This is a genomic window from Bacillus sp. JNUCC-21, from assembly GCF_041222765.1.
Lineage (GTDB): Bacteria > Bacillota > Bacilli > Bacillales > Bacillaceae > Bacillus > Bacillus velezensis.
Genome location: NZ_CP166019.1, coordinates 1,674,741 through 1,693,149, shown reverse-complemented (window position 1 = coordinate 1,693,149; position 18,409 = coordinate 1,674,741). Strand labels below are relative to the sequence as shown.

General features: G+C 46.2%; 20 protein-coding genes. All 20 read right to left on the bottom strand.

Going from position 1 to position 18,409, the window contains the following annotated elements; genetic code table 11:
- Positions 1–2: 2 nt before the first annotated feature.
- A complete protein-coding gene (dxr, locus tag JNUCC21_RS08685; RefSeq protein ID WP_072589094.1) occupies positions 3–1,154 on the bottom strand; it encodes a 1-deoxy-D-xylulose-5-phosphate reductoisomerase in 1,152 nt (383 codons plus the stop codon).
- Positions 1,155–1,209: 55 nt separating this feature from the next.
- Entirely contained in the window at positions 1,210–2,007 is a 798-nt protein-coding gene (locus JNUCC21_RS08680; RefSeq protein WP_007409796.1) for a phosphatidate cytidylyltransferase, read from the bottom strand.
- Positions 2,008–2,010: 3 nt separating this feature from the next.
- On the bottom strand, positions 2,011–2,793 hold the full coding sequence (locus JNUCC21_RS08675; protein WP_007611457.1) for an isoprenyl transferase: 783 nt from the start codon (positions 2,791–2,793) through the stop codon (positions 2,011–2,013).
- Positions 2,794–2,918: 125 nt separating this feature from the next.
- Positions 2,919–3,476 carry a ribosome recycling factor gene (gene frr, locus JNUCC21_RS08670; protein ID WP_003154212.1) on the bottom strand — a complete coding sequence of 186 codons (558 nt, stop codon included), beginning with the start codon at positions 3,474–3,476 and terminating at the stop codon, positions 2,919–2,921.
- Positions 3,477–3,478: 2 nt separating this feature from the next.
- Positions 3,479–4,201: a UMP kinase gene (pyrH, locus tag JNUCC21_RS08665; protein WP_003154213.1), complete on the bottom strand. Its 723-nt coding sequence runs from the start codon at positions 4,199–4,201 to the stop codon at positions 3,479–3,481.
- Positions 4,202–4,346: 145 nt separating this feature from the next.
- Positions 4,347–5,228, bottom strand: coding sequence for a translation elongation factor Ts (gene tsf, locus JNUCC21_RS08660; protein ID WP_007611455.1), 882 nt, complete (start codon positions 5,226–5,228; stop codon positions 4,347–4,349).
- A 99-nt stretch (positions 5,229–5,327) separates the two neighbouring features.
- Entirely contained in the window at positions 5,328–6,068 is a 741-nt protein-coding gene (rpsB, locus tag JNUCC21_RS08655; protein WP_003154215.1) for a 30S ribosomal protein S2, read from the bottom strand.
- A 143-nt stretch (positions 6,069–6,211) separates the two neighbouring features.
- A complete protein-coding gene (locus tag JNUCC21_RS08650) occupies positions 6,212–6,679 on the bottom strand; it encodes a hypothetical protein (protein ID WP_015239864.1) in 468 nt (155 codons plus the stop codon).
- A 27-nt stretch (positions 6,680–6,706) separates the two neighbouring features.
- Positions 6,707–7,471: an RNA polymerase sigma-28 factor SigD gene (sigD, locus tag JNUCC21_RS08645; RefSeq protein WP_003154217.1), complete on the bottom strand. Its 765-nt coding sequence runs from the start codon at positions 7,469–7,471 to the stop codon at positions 6,707–6,709.
- Positions 7,472–7,497: 26 nt separating this feature from the next.
- A complete protein-coding gene (gene cheD, locus JNUCC21_RS08640) occupies positions 7,498–7,998 on the bottom strand; it encodes a chemoreceptor glutamine deamidase CheD (RefSeq protein WP_015239863.1) in 501 nt (166 codons plus the stop codon).
- Complete coding sequence (gene cheC / locus JNUCC21_RS08635) at positions 7,995–8,624, bottom strand: CheY-P phosphatase CheC (protein ID WP_003154222.1); 630 nt, start codon at positions 8,622–8,624, stop codon at positions 7,995–7,997. Before cheC ends, cheD begins: the two co-directional genes overlap by 4 nt.
- A 15-nt stretch (positions 8,625–8,639) precedes the next feature.
- Complete coding sequence (cheW, locus tag JNUCC21_RS08630; RefSeq protein WP_003154225.1) at positions 8,640–9,113, bottom strand: chemotaxis protein CheW; 474 nt, start codon at positions 9,111–9,113, stop codon at positions 8,640–8,642.
- 22 nt (positions 9,114–9,135) lie between these two features.
- On the bottom strand, positions 9,136–11,154 hold the full coding sequence (cheA, locus tag JNUCC21_RS08625; protein ID WP_015239862.1) for a chemotaxis protein CheA: 2,019 nt from the start codon (positions 11,152–11,154) through the stop codon (positions 9,136–9,138).
- Positions 11,155–11,159: 5 nt separating this feature from the next.
- On the bottom strand, positions 11,160–12,227 hold the full coding sequence (locus JNUCC21_RS08620) for a chemotaxis response regulator protein-glutamate methylesterase (RefSeq protein WP_015239861.1): 1,068 nt from the start codon (positions 12,225–12,227) through the stop codon (positions 11,160–11,162).
- Positions 12,224–13,117 (bottom strand): MinD/ParA family protein, encoded by an 894-nt coding sequence (locus JNUCC21_RS08615; protein ID WP_015239860.1) that lies wholly within the window; start codon positions 13,115–13,117, stop codon positions 12,224–12,226. The genes JNUCC21_RS08620 and JNUCC21_RS08615 overlap by 4 nt, the downstream gene beginning before the upstream one ends.
- The gene (gene flhF / locus JNUCC21_RS08610; protein WP_099566742.1) at positions 13,114–14,205 is read right to left on the bottom strand and encodes a flagellar biosynthesis protein FlhF; all 1,092 of its coding nucleotides are present in this window, start codon (positions 14,203–14,205) and stop codon (positions 13,114–13,116) included. Before flhF ends, JNUCC21_RS08615 begins: the two co-directional genes overlap by 4 nt.
- On the bottom strand, positions 14,205–16,238 hold the full coding sequence (flhA, locus tag JNUCC21_RS08605) for a flagellar biosynthesis protein FlhA (RefSeq protein ID WP_007409788.1): 2,034 nt from the start codon (positions 16,236–16,238) through the stop codon (positions 14,205–14,207). The genes flhF and flhA overlap by 1 nt, the downstream gene beginning before the upstream one ends.
- Positions 16,239–16,271: 33 nt before the next feature.
- Entirely contained in the window at positions 16,272–17,351 is a 1,080-nt protein-coding gene (gene flhB, locus JNUCC21_RS08600; RefSeq protein ID WP_007409787.1) for a flagellar biosynthesis protein FlhB, read from the bottom strand.
- Entirely contained in the window at positions 17,351–18,130 is a 780-nt protein-coding gene (gene fliR / locus JNUCC21_RS08595; protein WP_369878743.1) for a flagellar biosynthetic protein FliR, read from the bottom strand. The genes flhB and fliR overlap by 1 nt, the downstream gene beginning before the upstream one ends.
- 6 nt (positions 18,131–18,136) lie before the next feature.
- Positions 18,137–18,406 carry a flagellar biosynthesis protein FliQ gene (fliQ, locus tag JNUCC21_RS08590; RefSeq protein ID WP_253599908.1) on the bottom strand — a complete coding sequence of 90 codons (270 nt, stop codon included), beginning with the start codon at positions 18,404–18,406 and terminating at the stop codon, positions 18,137–18,139.
- Positions 18,407–18,409: the final 3 nt, after the last annotated feature.

Below are 18,409 nucleotides of genomic sequence, written 5' to 3'. Positions count from 1 at the left end.
CCTTATGTGAGTATTGAATTAACGTATCCCCGGGTGTCTTTGTCCACTTCTTGGATATCCGCAAGACTCGGATCCTGAATTACGCTGTGGCGGTCCAATGCTTTTTCAATCAGGTCCTCAATCGATAAGAATGAAATCCGTCCGGCAAGAAAAGCGGCAACGGCTTCTTCGTTGGCCGCATTTAAAACCGTCGGCATCGTTCCCCCTATTTTACCTGATTCAAAGGCAAATTGTAAGCAGCGGAACCTTTCAAAGTCAGCTTTCGCAAAATGGAGGTTTCCGATCTCCCATAATTCAAGCCTTTTAGTTTCAGGCAGAGGCAGACGGTCCGGATATGTCAGCGCATATTGAATCGGCACCCTCATGTCCGGATTTCCGAGCTGGGCGATGACGCTTCTGTCGTGAAATTCAACCATCGAATGAATGATGCTCTCCTTATGTAATACAACGTCAATCTGTTCATACGGAATGTCAAACAGCCAATGCGCCTCAATGACTTCAAGTCCTTTATTCATCATTGTAGCCGAGTCAATCGTAATTTTTGCACCCATCGACCAGTTCGGGTGGTTAAGGGCGTCGGCAATCGTTACAGACTCAAGCTCCTGCCGTGTTTTATCTCTGAAACTGCCGCCGGATGCCGTAATGACCAGGCGCTCGATATTTTTGCTCTGTTCGCCTTGCAGCGCCTGGAAAATAGCGGAATGTTCGCTGTCGACCGGAAGAAGAGGAACACCGTATCGTTTTGCGTGTCCTTTCACTATATGCCCGGCAGTGACGAGAGTTTCCTTATTTGCAAGCGCAATTGTTTTTTTCTGTTCAATCGCTTTCAAAGTCGGGATTAAACCGACGCTTCCAAGCAGCGCATTGACCACGATATCCACTTCGTCCATGACTGCCGCTTCAATCAGGCCTTCTTCTCCGATGCCGATTTGACATTCATGAGAAAAAGTCGCTTCTTTCACTTTTTGATATGTATCCATGTCGCCGACTGCTACATATTTCGGCTGAAACGTTCTGATCAACGGGATCGCTTTCTCGGCGTTTTTACCGAAAGTCATCGAGACGAGACGGAACTGATCTTGATGCATGCGCAATACGTCTAACGTCTGCTCGCCTATTGATCCTGTTGCTCCTAAAAGACAAATATTCTTCAAAATGCCACTCCCATTCTATGCGTCCAGATCGGTCTTATTTTCATATTAGCCTTTCTCATGAAAAAAGCGCAAGCAGAAAGTATAAGAACGGCATGACAAACAAAAAGCTGTCAAATCGATCTAAAATGCCCCCGTGCCCGGGAAGGATTTTTCCCGAATCCTTCACATCATAGTGCCGCTTAAGCGCTGATTCAACCAAATCCCCGATCTGTCCGAATACAGACAGAACAAGCGTGATGACCAAAAGAACCGGGTATGAAATCGGAAGGTGCGCAAACAGCTGAAAAACAGCCGTAAAAATAAGGGCGATGACAATACCGCCGAGAAACCCTTCCACCGTTTTGTTGGGACTGATTTCGGGCCACAGCTTCCGCTTCCCGAGCGACTTTCCGACGAAATATGCGCCTGAGTCCGTTGACCATATGACAACGCAGGCATAAAAGATATACAAAAGCCCGTTTGTTTCAATGTTTCTGATTTCAATAAAATAATGAAAACACAGTCCGATATATACCGTCGCGAGAACGATAAACCCGACTTCGTCAAACGTAAAAGTGTTTTTCACGAGCACCGTATAGCTGAGCAGAATCAATACGGCGAAAATCGTTACTTCCATTTTCGCATCGAAAAAATGATACTTGTCCGGCATCATATACAGCCATAACAACAAGAGGCTGATCAGACCCGGAAAAGAAAAAAATCTGAGCTTTTTCATCCGCAAAAGCTCAAAAAGCGCTATACTTCCCATCACGTAAACAAATACGGTGAACGGCAATCCTCCGAAAATAACCAAAAATAAAAATAGTGCCGCTGCCAGAACACCCGTTAACAATCTTTGTTTCATTTCCACCATCCTCTAAATTCCGCCAAACCTCCGGCCCCGCTGTTGAAATTCTCCCACTGCCTGCAGAAAGTGATCTTCTTTAAAATCGGGCCACAGGACATCTGTAAAAACAAATTCACTGTAAGCCACCTGCCAAAGCATAAAGTTGCTCAATCTGATTTCTCCGCTCGTTCTGATGAGCAGCTCCGGGTCCTGGATTGATTCTGTCATTAAATGCCCGGAAAAGAGCGCTTCATCAATGTCTTCGATATTCAGCGTGCCGCTTTTCACCTGTTCAGCCAGTGCTTTTGCCGCATTGACGATTTCCGTGCGTCCGCCGTAGTTCAAAGCGAAATTGAGAATCAGCCCGTCATTTTGTTCTGTATCTTTTACGGCCTTCTCAATCGCCCTGTACGTATGAGAAGGGAGCGCGGATTCATCTCCGATAATTTTCACCTGTACATTTTCCTCTATTAATTCAGGAAGATACGTATTCAGGAACTCTTCCGGAAGCTTCATCAAAAAGTCGACTTCCATCTTCGGGCGCTTCCAGTTCTCCGTTGAAAACGCATAAAGAGTCAGAACTTTAACGCCGAGCTGACTTGCGAGCTTTGTCACCCTTTTTACCACTTTCATTCCTTCATGATGTCCTGCAATCCGAGGGAGTGAGCGCTTCTTCGCCCAGCGTCCGTTTCCGTCCATAATAATGGCAATGTGTGCGGGAATTTCACCCTTCAGTATGTCTTCTTTTGTATACCGTTCTAAGTTGGAAGCCGCATTCTGCTGATTCTTCCAATTTTTGAGTATGTTGAGCATGAGATTCCTCCGTCACCCAAAAAGGTTGCGTTGCTGATGATCAATGTAATCAACAGTATTAACAAAAAAACCCCCTGTAAACATGAGAGGGTCTTTTCACATTATCTATTGTACATAGTTTTTCATTAAACTTCCATGATTTCTTTTTCTTTGTCCTTCGTGACGCTGTCAATTTTTGACACATATTCATCTGTCAGCTTTTGAACGTCTTCACTGGAAGCACGAAGCTCGTCTTCTGTAATGTCTCCGTTTTTCTCAAGTTTTTTGAGGTCATCGTTGCTGTCACGGCGGACATTACGGACTGCTACTTTCGCTTCTTCCGCGTATTTTTTCACGACTTTGACAAGTTCTTTACGTCTTTCTTCCGTCAGAGCCGGGATCGCGATGCGGATAATTGTGCCGTCACTTGTCGGCGTTACGCCAAGATCAGCTTTCAGAATCGCTTTTTCAATATCGCCGATTGCCGTTTTGTCATACGGTGTGACAACAAGCATACGCGCTTCAGGCACATTGATGGAAGACAGCTGGTTTAAAGGTGTTTGGGCACCGTAGTATTCTACTGTCACTTTATCCAATAGAGATGGGTTGGCACGTCCTGCACGGACTGACGCCAATTCACGTGAATAAGCGGCAACCGCTTTTTCCATGCGTTCTTTTGTTTGTGTTAATACTTCGTTTGACAACGTTATTTCCCCCTTACGATCGTTCCGATTGATTCGCCGATTACGGCACGCTTAATATTTCCTTCTTCCATAATAGAAAAGACGATCAGCGGAATATCATTATCCATACATAGTGAAGAAGCCGTAGAATCCATGACTTCCAGCCCGTCTTTTAACACATCGAGATAAGATAATTTTTCGTATTTAACGGCTGACTCATCTTTTCTCGGATCAGCATTATACACACCGTCGACATTATTTTTCGCCATTAAGATCACGTCCGCTTCGATTTCAGCGGCACGCAGCGCTGCGGTTGTGTCCGTAGAGAAATAAGGATTTCCTGTTCCCGCGGCAAAAATAACAACGCGTTTTTTCTCCAGGTGGCGGATGGCTTTTCTTCTGATGTAAGGCTCAGCGACCTGACGCATTTCAATTGATGTCTGCACTCTGGACTGAATTCCGAGCGTTTCCAGGCTGTCCTGCAGGGCAAGTGAGTTCATGACAGTAGCAAGCATGCCCATATAATCGGCCGTCGCACGGTCCATTCCTAAGTCACTGCCCGTTTTTCCGCGCCATAAGTTGCCGCCGCCTACGACTACGGCCACTTCGACGTCAAGCTCAGCGATTTCTTTTACCTGTTTAGCGATGGATTGGATGACAGTCGGATTAATGCCGTTTCCCTGCTCTCCTGCCAATGCTTCTCCGCTAAGCTTTAAAACGATACGATTGTATTTTGGTTTTTCCATAATAACCTCCAAGTGTAAACATTGCCGTTTCCTATTATGCAAGAGAAAAAAAGGTTTGTAAATATAGTTTTAAAAATAGGGAACACAAGTAGTGTCCCCTATACTGCCTGAAAAGCCGCGAAAGATTCGCCAAGGCTTTCCGCCATTATTTTTTCACTTGGTTCATAACTTCTTCAGCAAAGTTTTCTTGGCGTTTTTCAATACCTTCTCCAACTTCGTAGCGGACGTAAGTTTTAACAGATGCGTTTTTCGCAGCCACAACTTGTTTCACTTTTTCGTCTGGGTTTTTAACGAAAGCTTGGTCTAATAAGCAAATTTCTTCGAAGAATTTGTTCAGACGGCCTTCAACCATTTTAGCTACGATGTTTTCCGGTTTGCCTTCTTGAAGAGCTTGCTGAGTCAGAATCTGACGCTCATGGTTTGCTTCTTCTTCAGACACTTGGTCGCGGGAAATGTAACGAGGATTTACCGCTGCAACATGCATCGCGATGTCTTTTGCAAGATCTTCGTCAGTTGTTCCGCTAAGAACGGATAATACGCCGATGCGGCCTCCCATGTGAAGGTAAGCACCGAACGCTTCGCTGTCTTCTTTTGAAATAACAGCAAAACGGCGAAGAGTGATTTTCTCTCCGATTTTAGCAACGTTACTTGTAATGTATTCTTCAACAGTAGAACCGTTTTCCATCTTTTGACCCATTGCTTCTTCAAGATCAGCAGGAGCGTTTGCAAGAAGGTGGTCAGCAAGCGTGTTCAGAAGCTCTTTGAAGCCTTCGTTTTTCGCAACGAAATCAGTTTCAGAGTTTACTTCTAAGATAACGCCTTTGTTGCCGTCAGTTTTAATAAGAGTAGAACCTTCAGCAGCGATACGGTCAGCTTTTTTAGCTGCTTTCGCAATTCCTTTTTCTCTCAGAAGGTCGATTGCTTTGTCCATATCTCCGTCAGTTTCAGTCAATGCTTTTTTACAGTCCATCATACCAGCGCCTGTTTTTTGACGCAGTTCTTTTACCTGCTGTGCAGTAATAGCCATTTGAATTCCTCCTTATATGTGTAAACAAGATATGTATAGATACATTTTTCTTGAAAAAAGGTGATAAAAGGCAGTCCCTCTTATCACCTTTTGATTAGGTTACGCAGTTGTCGTTTCTGTTTCAGGTGCAGTCTCTTCAGCAGCTTCCGCTTCTTCTTCGCCTTGCTTCGCTTCAAGAATAGCATCTGCCATTTTAGAAGTAAGAAGTTTGACAGCGCGGATTGCGTCATCGTTTGCAGGGATTACGACATCAATTTCATCAGGATCACAGTTTGTATCTACGATTCCGATGATAGGAATGTTCAATTTGCGAGCTTCCGCAACAGCGATGCGCTCTTTGCGAGGATCGATGATGAATAATGCATCAGGAAGATCCTTCATGTCTTTAATTCCGCCGAGGAATTTTTCAAGACGCTCTAATTCTTTTTTCAATTGAACAACTTCTTTTTTCGGAAGTACTTCAAATGTACCGTTTTCTTGCATTTTCTCGATGTCTTTCAGACGCTTAATGCGTTTTTGGATTGTTTCGAAGTTTGTCAGTGTACCGCCCAACCAGCGTTGGTTGACATAGTACATGCCAGAGCGTACAGCTTCTTCTTTAACAGAATCCTGAGCTTGTTTTTTTGTGCCGACGAAAAGGATTTTTCCGCCTTCAGCAGCAAGGTTTTTCGTGAAGTTGTAAGCTTCCTCTACTTTTTTCACTGTTTTTTGAAGGTCAATGATGTAGATTCCGTTACGCTCCGTGAAAATGTAACGCTTCATTTTTGGGTTCCAGCGGCGTGTTTGGTGGCCGAAGTGAACACCAGCTTCAAGCAATTGTTTCATAGAAATAACTGACATGTGATTTCCTCCTAATAAAATGGTTTTTTTCCTCCGCTTAGGTCATTTTTGTGCAGAACTGCCGTTTGCAGCACCCTCTGCATAAATCGTTAAGCGTGTGTATTTAACACCAAGACATAATATAACACAGCTTTATGCGACAATCAAGAATCCTTTACAGCTTTGCCGCGAAATTTTAAAAACAGCTCGATTTCTGTCTTTCCGCTCTGCATCCGTTTGGCGATTTCCGCGGGGGTGAGCCCTTGTTCATATAATTCTGAAACACGTTCTTCAAACGAATGCGCGCCGTTGTTTTCATCACTTTCAGCCCGTTCCGTTGCACTGATGAGCTTTTCCATGTGGTCCGGAATATCAGGCTCTTCTTTCGGTTCCGCCAGGGGTTCGGCGTCTTCTGCGTCCGGCGCTTGACGGCTTTTTGCGTCTTCGAGTCTTTCATTTTCTTCTTTCAGCTCAAGCAGAAACGCTGCAAGGGTGTTTTCCGTCTCTTCAAGAATCTTCTTCTGCTGGCGCTCTGTCTCCTTGAGGGCTGAAAACCTCGTGTACAGAATAATGACGGCATAAAGCAGTACGCCGTGAAGCAAAAAGCTTAAAAGCCATAATAGTGTTGACATGTTTTTCACTCGCTAACCATGAGTTCATTATTGAATTACTTTTTCAAGCAGATGCTTTAATTTAAACAGCGCCTTTGAATGAATCTGTGAAATCCGCGACGTCGAAAGGTTCAGGACTTGTCCGATCTCGGTCAAAGTCAGTTCTTCTTTATAGAATAAACTGACGACAAGCTGCTCTTTTTCAGAGAGCTCGTGAATTTTGCCCGCAAGCTGAGCGATCAGCTCGTCCTTCATGATTTTTTCTTCCGGCGGCACATTTTTGTCATCTCTGATCATCACTTGAATATTCTCACCGTCATCCTGGTCATGAAGCTTTTCATCAATTGATAAGAGATTGGCAAAAAACCCTTCATTCATCGTTGATACTACGTCCTGCTCCGTCATCCCCAGCTCTTCTGCGATCTCTGAAGGCGTCACATTCCGAAGGTAGCGCTGTTCAAGTTTTTCGATCGCCGCTTCGACTTTTTTTGTCTTCTCCCGTGAAGTTCTGGGCAGCCAATCTTCTTTACGCAGCCCGTCGATGATTGCACCGCGAATTCTAAACGAGGCATAGGTATCAAATTTTAAATCCCGGCCGGGGTCAAATTTTTCCAGGGCATCATATAAACCAAGCATACCAAGGCTCATTAGATCGTCTTTATGCACCGATTTCGGCAGTCCGACGGAAATTCTGCCGACATGATATGTGACCAGCGGCATGTAACGGCGCATTAAATCATCACCGGCTTTAGGATCTTTCCACTCTTTCCAGCGCGACCAAAGCACCTGATCTTCATAATTCAAGGATTGCATTGTTATCCCCCTACCTCATACCTTTATTAAATCGTTGTTTCACCTTGTTTAACAGTTCGAATGTGCAGCATGCAGGACCTTGGCTCAAATTCAATCGTCCGGCCGCTTGAGCCGCCCGTATCTTCACTGATGACCGGAATGTTATACAATGAAAGCTGCTCTTTGATGGCCGCTACATTCCTCGGACCGATTTTCATCAGGTCGTTTGTCATTTTAAACTTAAACATCTCCGCTCCCCCGGCGAGTTTTGCCTTCAGGGCAAACTTGCGGCAGCCGGCTTTCAAAAGCATATCAATCGTCATCTTAACGGCGGTGTCCGCGTATTTTGCACGGTTGAGCTCCGCCGTTTTTGATAAACCGGAGTCCGGCAGCATGACGTGAACGAGTCCTGCCGTTTGTTTGTCTTTATCGTATAAAACCAGCCCCACGCATGAACCGAGTCCCGAGGTCCGGATTTTATCCGGGTAACGCGCGACTTGAACATCCGCAATCCCCACTTTAACGACTGCGGCTTCCGCACGGCTCATAAAGCCGCACCCAATGAGACGAAGAGCTTTTCAAAAGAATCATAGTCCGGGAGCATAAACATGTGAGCTTTGAGCTCCTGCCGGCTGCCCTGGTCAAAAATAGAAGTATCCACGACAATGGCATGCTCTCCGACTTGGCTGAGCTCCATCAGCCCTTCACTGATAACCGCGCCGAACATATCAAGTGAGATTTCCGGCACGCTCGGGTAAATCTCAAGTTTTGTCAAATCAGCCAATGCCGTTAAATAGGAACCTGCTAAAATATTGCCGAACTCATGTAAAGCAGAAGAACTCAAATGATCTTCGCCCAACTGGTCAATATCAAAATCCGGATTTCCGATCAGCTCTCTGATAAACTGTTCCGCCTGATGGAAAGGCATGATGAGAAAGATAGAGCCGGTCATGTCGCCTTCCATTCTTAAAAAGATACTGGCGACCGGCGTTTCAGCCCCGCCGAAAAAATCAGCAAGCTCATCAAATGTCAATAAAGTCGCAAACGGCACTTCCATGTCTATCTTTCTGTTCAGCAGCTGAGCCATTGCAGAAGCCGAGTGACCCGCCCCGATATTTCCGACTTCCCGCAAAATATCCATCTGCTCTTCTTTGATCGCTTCAAACTTACTCATGTTGTCTTTTCCCCTTTAAGCATTAGGCTCTCCGGACGCAGATGCCGAAGCACCTTTATCCAGCACCGCATGCGCATCGATAATATTGAGGAGCCTGTTATCTTGCTTGACGATCTGTTTAATCCACACATCCGTTTCCTTTGTCTGGCTTTCAGGCGCGGATTCGATTTCATTTTCATGCACGGTGATGACGTCATTGGCCTCATCCACGACCCATCCGACATCGGCGTCACGGTAAGAAATGATGATAATCCGAGTCTCTTCTGTGATGTCCTGTTCAGGCTGATTCAGACGTTTTCTTAAATCAAGAACCGGGGTAATCACTCCGCGCAGATTGATAACACCGCGGATATAAGATTCCACACCCGGGACCCTCGTCGGTTTTTGCCACTTTTCAATTGATTTCACCTGGGAAACTGAGATAGCGTATTCTTTCCCGTTTATCATAAACACAATCATTTTTTCACCTGTTTTGATTTCAGCAGTCATTCGGGCACCTCCTCGTGTCGTTTTAGTAGATCAGCGCATTGCAATCAATAATCAGCGCCACTTCTCCGTTTCCGAGAATCGTAGCGCCGGAAATCGCAAAGACGCTTGTTAAATAGTCGCCGAGTGATTTCAGTACGACTTCCTGCTGTCCGATAAAAGAGTCCACGACAAAAGCAGTGGATTTATCGCCCTTTTTCACGACGATTACATGGAACTGATCGGCATCCTGTTTTGAATCCGTAATGCCGAATTCTTTTTTCAGATAGACGATCGGAACGATTTGGCCTCTGAAATCAATCACTTCTCTGTCATGCGTCTGCAGGATATCTTTCTTATCAATAACAGCCGTCTCTATAATAGAAGAAATCGGTATCGCAAACGTCTCTTCTTCCAGTTTAATGAGAAGAACGGATATAATTGAAAGTGTCAGCGGAAGCTGGATACTGAAAAGAGAACCTTGACCTTCTGCGGATTTGACACTGACAGAGCCGCCGAGTGATTCGAGTTTATTTTTTACGACATCCAGGCCGACGCCCCGCCCTGAAATGTCAGAAATTTGATCGGCAGTCGAGAAGCCCGGAGCAAAAATAAGCTCGTAAATCTCATTATCTTCAAGCGTTTCAGCATCACGTTCGGTGATTACACTCCGCTCGAGCGCTTTTTCAAGAATTTTCTTTCTGTTCAGGCCGGCCCCGTCATCTTCAACCTCAATAAAGACGTGGTTGCCGCTGTGATATGCCTTAAGCACGACATGACCTGATTCCGGTTTTCCTTTATTCACCCGCACTTCAGGCGATTCAATGCCGTGATCGATGCTGTTTCTGATTAAATGGACAAGCGGATCGCCGATTTCATCAATCACCGTGCGGTCCAGCTCCGTTTCAGCTCCGATGATGGACAATTCGATTTTCTTGTTTAATTCCTTTTGAAGCTGGCGGATCATTCTCGGGAAACGGTTAAAGACGGTTTCTACCGGCACCATCCGCATATTAAGAATAATAGACTGAAGGTCGCCCGAGATTCTGGTCAGGCGTTCAACGGTTTCAGTCAGCTCATTGTGGTCAAGCTCTTTGGCGATCTGCTCAAGACGCCCGCGGTCAATGACAAGTTCTTCAAAAAGGTTCATTGAAGAATCCAGTCTTTCAATGTTGACGCGAATCGTTTTCGAGCCGCTGTGATGCTTCGGCTGTTCTTCCGTTTTCGCTTGCGGCTTAGGCTGTTTCTCAGTCTTTTTAACCGGAGCTTCCTTCACTGGTTCAGCCGCTTGCGGTTTTTCGGCCGTTTTTAACGGCGCACCGGCAGAAATTTCGACATTCTCCACTTCTGAAATGCCGCTGATGAGTTCTTTAATTTCTTCAGCAGGCTGCTTTGTTAAGAAACACACCTGAAAATCCGTTCCGAAATCTTCCGTCTCAAGCACTTCCGCGGCGGGTATCGTTTTTGCGACTTCCCCGGCTTCATTCAGCTTTTCAAATATCATGTACACGCGCACGGCTTTGAGCATGCAGCTTTCATTCAGGGAAACCGTTATTTCATAGCGGCTGAATCCTTGCTCTTCCGCCTCTTCAATAACAGTCCGTTCGAACTCGTCATAATTCCATTCAGTTGAAGCCTGTTGTTCTGAAGCCGGCGGTTCTGCTGTTTCGGCTGAAGCCGCAGTCTCATGCACCGCATTTACGTCGAGCTTCGCACTCACTTCAGAAATATCACGTTTGCCGTCTCCTCCGTCAATAATGGACTGCACCATCTCTTCTAGATGATCAAGCGCTTCAAACAGCACATCCAGCCAATCTGATGTAACGGGCATTTCTCCGTTGCGGATGGCGTCCAGCACATTTTCCATCAGGTGGGTTAAATGCGCCAGATCTGTATATCCCATCGTTGCGCTCATGCCTTTCAGCGTATGGGCAGCTCTGAAGATGTCATGCACAAGCTGAAGGTCTGCCGGATCTTTTTCCAACAGCAGCAGCTTTTCGTTACATGTCTGTAAGTGCTCTTTACTTTCATCAATAAAGACATCTAAATATTGATTCATATCCAATTGATTCACACCCTCTCTTTTTTCACACATCCGGTGATGGATGCCGCGATATCTTCCACATGTTTAATCTCATGAATGAGGCCCGCCTTTATCGCTGACTTCGGCATTCCGAACACAACACAGGATTCGTCCGATTCCGCAATCGTTTTAACGCCGCCTGTTCTGAGCATTTCTTTTACGCCCTCGGTTCCGTCGCTGCCCATGCCGGTCATAATGACGGCTACCTTTTCGTAATCGGATAAGCGGCTTGCCGACCGAAACAAATAATCGGCTGACGGTTTATGCCGGCTTTCCGTATCATGAACGTCAAGAATGATGCGGAGCCTTCCGCCTTCCTCTGCAACCGTCATATTTTTTCCGCCGGGCGCGATGTACACCCATCCGTCTTTCGCTTCTTCACCGTTTTCCGCTTCTTTGACCTGAATATCTGACAAATGGTTGAGTCTGTCTGCAAGTGAAGCGGTGAAGCCTTCAGGCATGTGCTGAACGACAAATACAGGCGCCTTTAAATCCTTCGGCAGTTTCGGAATCACCTTTTGCAGAGCCCGCGGTCCGCCTGTAGAGGTCGCGATGAATACGGCCTGCTTGGCGGATTTTGCTTTCGGTCTTTCAAATCCCGCCAAAGCCGGACGTTCCGGGATAGAAGACTCTTTCACTGCCGCCTCAGGTTTTTGTGCGCAGGACAGCCCGGCTGCAATCACCCTCTCAATCAGCTGCTCTTTAATTTTATAAAGATCAAGTGAAATCGCTCCGGAAGGCTTGGTGATAAAATCAAAAGCGCCCATTTCCAGACAGTTGATCGTTTGGTCCTTCCCTTGCTGTGTCTGGCTCGATACCATGATTACGGGAAGTTTATATATGCTGATGATCTTCCGCAATGTGTCCGTTCCGTTCATGACCGGCATTTCAATATCAAGCGTGACAACATCAGGCTTGAGAAGCTCTATTTTCTTCAGCGCCTCTTCCCCGTTTCTGGCTGTCCCGATGACTTCTATCTGCACTTCCGCAGCCAGAAAATCGGTAATCATCTTTCTCATAAAAGCTGAGTCATCAACGACAAGCACACGAATCACTGTAAAGTCCTCCTCAATAAAAAAGAAGATAATCTCTCAATAAATGCCGGTTTCTCTTCTCTTGGTTTGTTTTCTTCCGTTTGAAACAAGACATCCGTCAGAAGACGGACGGACCTGCTGGCTTTTGCTTGAGGACTTTTTATTAAAAAAGGCACCTGGTCAATGACGGCTTGACTTACTAGCGGGTCATCGGGTATGGAGCCGGCGAAACGCACCTCCGCGCCTAAAAACGTGTGAATTGCATGAGAAAGGCGGTTGTACGTGTCCAGCGCCTGTTTTTGGGCGCGGGCGCGATTGACGGCAATGTTTACGGTCAGCCGTTCATCCGCGAGCAAGAGATGTTTGATCGCGCTGTAGGCATCCATAATGGCCGTCGGCTCAGGCGTTGTCACGGCGAGAATGTCTTCCGCCGATAAAATAAACGGCAGCTGTTCTTTTGAAAGTCCCGCTCCCATATCAAACAGAACGTAATCAAAATCGCTTAATACAGCGGAAAGACCATTCATAAAAGCCGCCCACTTCTCTCCGTCTGCTTGATAGATCGCCTCAAGCCCCGTTCCTCCGGATATGTAGCGAAGGCCTTTCGGACCGGAGGACAGTGATTGCGCCAATGCGTGCCGATTCTCCATCACATCAATAATGGTGCGGGAAGAAGCAGCGCCGATCAGCACATCAATGTTGCCCATTCCGATGTCAAGATCAATGATGAGTGCTTTTTTTCCTTTTTCCTGCAGGGCAACTGCCATGTTTAATGTTAAATTAGATTTTCCGACGCCGCCTTTACCGCTGATGACGGCTAATGTCTTCGCTTTTTTCTCATAAAGCTCCGGCTTGATCATTTGCCGCTCTCTCATTTTCCTTCTTAATGACTCTGCCTGATCGGGTTTCATGTCAAAAGCATCCTTACAAACTCTTTTGGTGAAGCCGATAGGATGTCTTCAGGCACATCCTGTCCATTTGTCAAATAGGCGGCGCCGATCCTTGATTCCGACAGCACTTGAAACACGGAGCCGAGTGAGGCGGTTTCATCCGTTTTCGTGAAAATGAATTGATTGACCGGCACACCTGAAAACTGTTTCAGCACCTGTTTCATATCGTCATATTTTGCAGATGCCGATAATACGAGAAAGGATTGTAAGCCTGATTCAAACGGAATCATCTCTTGTAATTCCGTAATATACTGCTCTTCTTTAAAGTTTCTACCGGCTGTATCAATGAAAACATGGTCATATTCAGCGAATTTTTCCAGTGCCTTCAGACATTCTTCCTTTGAATAGCATACTTCAAGAGGAGCCTGAAGCAGCTCCGCATATGTCTTCAGCTGCTCGACCGCGGCAATCCGGTAAGTATCCGTCGTCATAAAGGCAATTTTTTTATGCTCTGTCAGCATTGATGAGGCCGCGAGTTTCGCAAGTGTAGTCGTTTTGCCGGCCCCGGTTGAACCGAAAAGCACGACGTATTTTGATTGAATCCCTTCCTGCCACCTGTCTGCCGAAGGGAGTTTTTTCACTAACAAATCCTGCAGTTTGGAGCTGACATTATCTTCAGTTAAATCTCCGGAAACAATTGAAGAACGGAGCAGTTCACTGAGTACGGCGTTTTGCGTATGATCAGGAAGCCCGGCTTGCTTCAATAGTCTCTCGGCTTTTTTTAATGGTTCAGGGAGCACTTCTTTAAAATGCGCCAGTTCGCCGGAAATACTTTGATCCGGAAGACGCGGCGGCTGAACAGGCTCAGCTTTCTCCGCCGTTTTCGTCTTTTTCACTTCTTCAGCGGCAGCCGGCGGCGTTTTTCTCGCTTCCCTGACGTCACGATCTAAAACCGCTATCACTTCGACGGCCTGCTGCGACCGCAGCCCCAGCCATTTTCGTTTCTTTACTTGTTTGGAATGTAAAATAACGGCATCATTGCCGAGTTCCTTTTTGATTTGCTTCGCGGCATCCTGCATTGAAGCGGCTGTAAATTTTTTTATTTTCATTAAATATCCACCACTCCAATGCTCTGTACTTCAACATTTGCTTCCAGCTCATTATAAGAAAGAACCGGAAGATCAGGGAAATACCGTTCTAACAGCTGTTTTACATACATTCTGACAGCAGGCGAGCAAAGAAGAATCGCCGACTCCTGGCGGATGGAAAGCTGCTCGGCCTCTTTAGCGACAGAACGGATGATGCTGTCTGAAACCTCAGGGTCGAGTGACAGGTAATTGCCCTGTTCAGTCTGCTGAACCCCGTCTGCAATCGCTTTTTCCACCCGGCCTGAGCATGTGATGACCTTCAGCGTTTCATGCTCTCTCGCATATTGTGCCGTGATTTGTTTGGCAAGCGACTGTCTCGCGTATTCTGTCAAAAGGTCTGAATCTGTCGTTAATCTTCCGTAATCGGCAAGAGTTTCAAAAATGGTCACCAAGTTTCTGATTGAAACTTTTTCTCTCAGCAATTTGGCAAGCACCTTTTGAATATCGCCGACAGAAAGAGGGTTTGGCGTGACTTCCTCAACAAGCACAGGATAATTTTCCTTCAGATGATCGATCAGCTGCTTTGTTTCCTGTCTGCCGACCAGTTCATGGGCATGCTGCTTAATTTTTTCTGTAATATGCGTAGATACGACTGACGCCGGATCAACAACTGTATACCCCAGCATGTCCGCTTCATCTTTTGCAGCTTCACTTATCCATTTTGCGGGAAGTCCGAACGACGGCTCTATCGTTTCAATTCCTTCAATGACGTCATCTTCAGGCGTCGGTGACATCGCTAAGTAATGATCTAGCAGGAGCTCTCCTTTAGCGACTTCATTGCCTTTAATTTTCAATCTGTATTCATTCGGCTGGAGCGCGATGTTATCTCTGATGCGCACAACCGGAATGACAAGTCCCAATTCAAGCGCAAGCTGACGTCTGATCATGACGATGCGGTCAAGAAGATCACCGCCCTGCCCCGCGTCTGCAAGCGGCACGAGTCCGTATCCGAACTCAAATTCAATCGGATCAATATGTAAAAGCTGCACAACGCTTTCCGGGCTTTTCAGTTCATCCGCCTGAGCCTCTTCTTCAAGAATTTCTTCCTCTTCTTCGCTCGGCTTATCCGCTTTGGACAGCATGTAAGCGCCGAATGCAAGCAGACCGGCGATCGGCCCCGTCAGCAGAATGCCGATCGGTGTAAGAAGACCGAGCAAAAGTACAGTTCCCGCGGCTACATACAAGAGCTTCGGATAAGCAAACAGCTGGCCTGTAATATCATGACCGAGGTTTCCTTCAGATGCCGCTCTCGTCACGACAATCCCCGTAGCCGTTGAAATGAGCAAGGCCGGCATTTGAGAAACGATACCGTCACCGACCGTCAGCATTGTAAAGTGAGACGCAGCTTCTTGTATGCTCATCCCCTGCTGCAGCATGCCGATTACGATTCCGAAAATAATATTGATCATCACGATGATGATACCCGCGATGGCATCCCCTTTGACGAATTTGCTCGCACCGTCCATGGCGCCGTAAAAATCCGCTTCCCGGGCGACTTTTTCACGTCTGTGCTTTGCATCCTGCTCCGTAATCATGCCGGCATTTAAATCCGCGTCAATACTCATTTGCTTTCCGGGCATCGCATCGAGCGTAAATCTCGCCGCCACTTCCGATACCCGCTCGGCGCCTTTTGTAATGACGATAAACTGAATAATAATCAAGATAATGAAGACAACAAGCCCTACCAGCACATTTCCGCCGACAACGAAATTCCCGAATGTCTCAACAACCTTTCCCCCTTCTCCGTGAGAAAGAATCGAACGTGTCGTCGACACATTGAGCGAAAGCCGAAACAGCGTCAATAACAGCAGCAATGACGGGAATATCGAGAATTGCAGCGGTTCTTGCATATTCATTGTGGTGAGAAGCACGATCAACGCAAGAGAGATATTAATGATGATCAAAATACTTAACAACCATGGAGGGAATGGAATCACCAGCATTGCCACAATGAGGACAACACTTATTAAAACCGATAAATCTCTTGTTGACATGCTGTTTTTCTCTCCTTTTGAATCTGAAATTCACTATACTTTTTGTTTCGTTTTATATACATAAGCCAAAATTTCCGCAATGACTTTGAAAAACTCTTCCGGCACGGCCTGGTCAATGTCAACCTGATCATATAACGCACGTGCGAGCGGCCTGTTTTCAATCGTCATGACATCGTGTTCTTTGGCGATCTGTCTGATTTTTAATGCGAGATGGTCGACCCCTTTGGCAACAATGTAAGGGGCGTCCATTTTCTTTTCATCATATTTTAAAGCTATCGCATAATGGGTCGGGTTGGTAATGATGACATCCGCTTTCGGCACTTCCTGCATCATCCGCCTCATCGCCATTTCCCGCTGCTTCTGCTTAATTTTGGACTTGATTATCGGATCACCCTCCGATTTTTTGTATTCATCTTTTATATCCTGTTTTGACATTCTGATATTTTTCTCATAATCAAAACGCTGATATAAGTAATCAAGCCCGGCCAGCAGCATTAAAGCCCCTGATCCCGCAAGCCCCATCCAAAGAGTGAGCTTGGAAACGAAAGTGAGCACTTCCGCAGGAGTCAAAAGCGGAAGGCGGAGAATATCGCCATAATGCAGCCAGAGCACCATAAAGGCGGCAAAACCGACCACAGTAATCTTCAAAATGGATTTGACCAGTTCAACAATCGCCCTCATGCTGTAAATCCGCTTAAATCCTTTCAGCGGGCTGAGCTTATTCAAGTCAGGCTTGAGGACTTCCGCAGAAAACAGAAAACCCACCTGCATGTAATTGCTCACGACACCTGCCACAAGCGCGACCAGCATAATCGGCGCGAGGATGAGGCTGATATCTTTCACCGTATCCACGAACAGTTCATGCACGGCAGATGCAGACAGATGTAATGATATCGATTTCGTATAAAACGTTTTAATAAAGGACAGCAGCCTGTCCCGCATATAAGGACCGAGCGCGATCAGCGAAAGAAAGATAATCAGTAAAGAAACGGCTGTATTCACATCCGTACTTTTCGCGACCTGTCCTTTCTTTCTTGTATCCTTCCGTTTTTTCGGCGTGGCTTTCTCCGTTTTTTCACCGGCAAAGAATTGCAGATTCAGTCTGAGCCTCATCATGTCACACCGGCCAATGCCAATAGATTCCGCATGGTTTCAACGGTAAGGCTGAAGATGTTGCGGACAACGACAAACATCACCGCCATACAAACGATCAGCATAATAAAGCTCACGGCTATTTTCAGAGGAAGCCCGACAACGAAAACATTCAGCTGCGGCACCGTTCTCGCCACGATACCGAGCGCCAAATCAACTAAAAACAGACTGGCCACAACCGGCGCAGACATTTGAAAAGCGATAATAAACATGGCATTGAAGCTTTTTGCGATAAAAAGTCCAAAGTGATCATTTCCAAACGACGGAAATGCCTGATCAAGCGGGATATACTGAAAGCTGTAATAAATCCCGTCCAACAAAAGATAATGGGCGTTTATGCTGAGCATAAATAACAGCGCCAGCGTATAAACGAATTGTCCGATCAGCGGGCTTTGCGTTCCTGATTGCGGATCAATGACATTGGCGATGGAAAAGCCCATCTGAAAATCAATAAAGGAACCTGCTATCTGAATGGCTGTCAGCATCATGAAAGCGATCAGCCCGAGGCTCAAGCCCACAACGGCCTCTTTTATGACAAGAAGCATATACTGTTCCCCTATTTCTATTTCCGGCGCATGTTTCAGCGTGCTGAAGCAGATCACCGAAAGAAAAAAAGCAAAGCCGATTCGGTGAACCGCCGGCAGATTCCGATGCCCGAACACCGGCACCGTTACAAAAAAAGCAGAGATTCTGATAAAGACCAATAAAAAAGCGGGAAATAAATCAATGATGGAATTCATTTGATTCTACCCTGCAAATCGGTTCAGATGAGAGAACAGATCAGTTGTGAACGAAAGAATCGTCGACAGCATCCAAGGACCGAAAAAGATCAGTCCAAGCATTACCGCCACGATTTTCGGAATGAACGCAAGCGTCTGTTCCTGGATTTGAGTTGTCGCTTGAAAGATACTGACGAGCAAACCGACGATCAGCGCGATCGCAAGCAGCGGCCCGCTGATAATTAGTGTTACATATACGGCTTTTTCCGCCATGGAAATTACAAATTCTGAACTCACAAT

What these genes read in the sequence shown, in the direction of transcription:
- cheC (WP_003154222.1), bottom strand. Translation starts at nt 8,624, where the DNA reads ATGAGTAAGTTTGAAGCGATCAAAGAAGAGCAGATGGATATTTTGCGG.
- flhB (WP_007409787.1), bottom strand. Translation starts at nt 17,351, where the DNA reads ATGAGGCTCAGACTGAATCTGCAATTCTTTGCCGGTGAAAAAACGGAG.
- flhA (WP_007409788.1), bottom strand. Translation starts at nt 16,238, where the DNA reads ATGTCAACAAGAGATTTATCGGTTTTAATAAGTGTTGTCCTCATTGTG.
- rpsB (WP_003154215.1), bottom strand. Translation starts at nt 6,068, where the DNA reads ATGTCAGTTATTTCTATGAAACAATTGCTTGAAGCTGGTGTTCACTTC.
- JNUCC21_RS08615 (WP_015239860.1), bottom strand. Translation starts at nt 13,117, where the DNA reads ATGAAACCCGATCAGGCAGAGTCATTAAGAAGGAAAATGAGAGAGCGG.
- JNUCC21_RS08650 (WP_015239864.1), bottom strand. Translation starts at nt 6,679, where the DNA reads ATGTCAACACTATTATGGCTTTTAAGCTTTTTGCTTCACGGCGTACTG.
- cheW (WP_003154225.1), bottom strand. Translation starts at nt 9,113, where the DNA reads ATGACTGCTGAAATCAAAACAGGTGAAAAAATGATTGTGTTTATGATA.
- sigD (WP_003154217.1), bottom strand. Translation starts at nt 7,471, where the DNA reads ATGCAATCCTTGAATTATGAAGATCAGGTGCTTTGGTCGCGCTGGAAA.
- fliR (WP_369878743.1), bottom strand. Translation starts at nt 18,130, where the DNA reads ATGAATTCCATCATTGATTTATTTCCCGCTTTTTTATTGGTCTTTATC.
- cheD (WP_015239863.1), bottom strand. Translation starts at nt 7,998, where the DNA reads ATGAGCCGTGCGGAAGCCGCAGTCGTTAAAGTGGGGATTGCGGATGTT.
- flhF (WP_099566742.1), bottom strand. Translation starts at nt 14,205, where the DNA reads ATGAAAATAAAAAAATTTACAGCCGCTTCAATGCAGGATGCCGCGAAG.
- pyrH (WP_003154213.1), bottom strand. Translation starts at nt 4,201, where the DNA reads ATGGAAAAACCAAAATACAATCGTATCGTTTTAAAGCTTAGCGGAGAA.
- JNUCC21_RS08680 (WP_007409796.1), bottom strand. Translation starts at nt 2,007, where the DNA reads ATGGTGGAAATGAAACAAAGATTGTTAACGGGTGTTCTGGCAGCGGCA.
- tsf (WP_007611455.1), bottom strand. Translation starts at nt 5,228, where the DNA reads ATGGCTATTACTGCACAGCAGGTAAAAGAACTGCGTCAAAAAACAGGC.
- JNUCC21_RS08675 (WP_007611457.1), bottom strand. Translation starts at nt 2,793, where the DNA reads ATGCTCAACATACTCAAAAATTGGAAGAATCAGCAGAATGCGGCTTCC.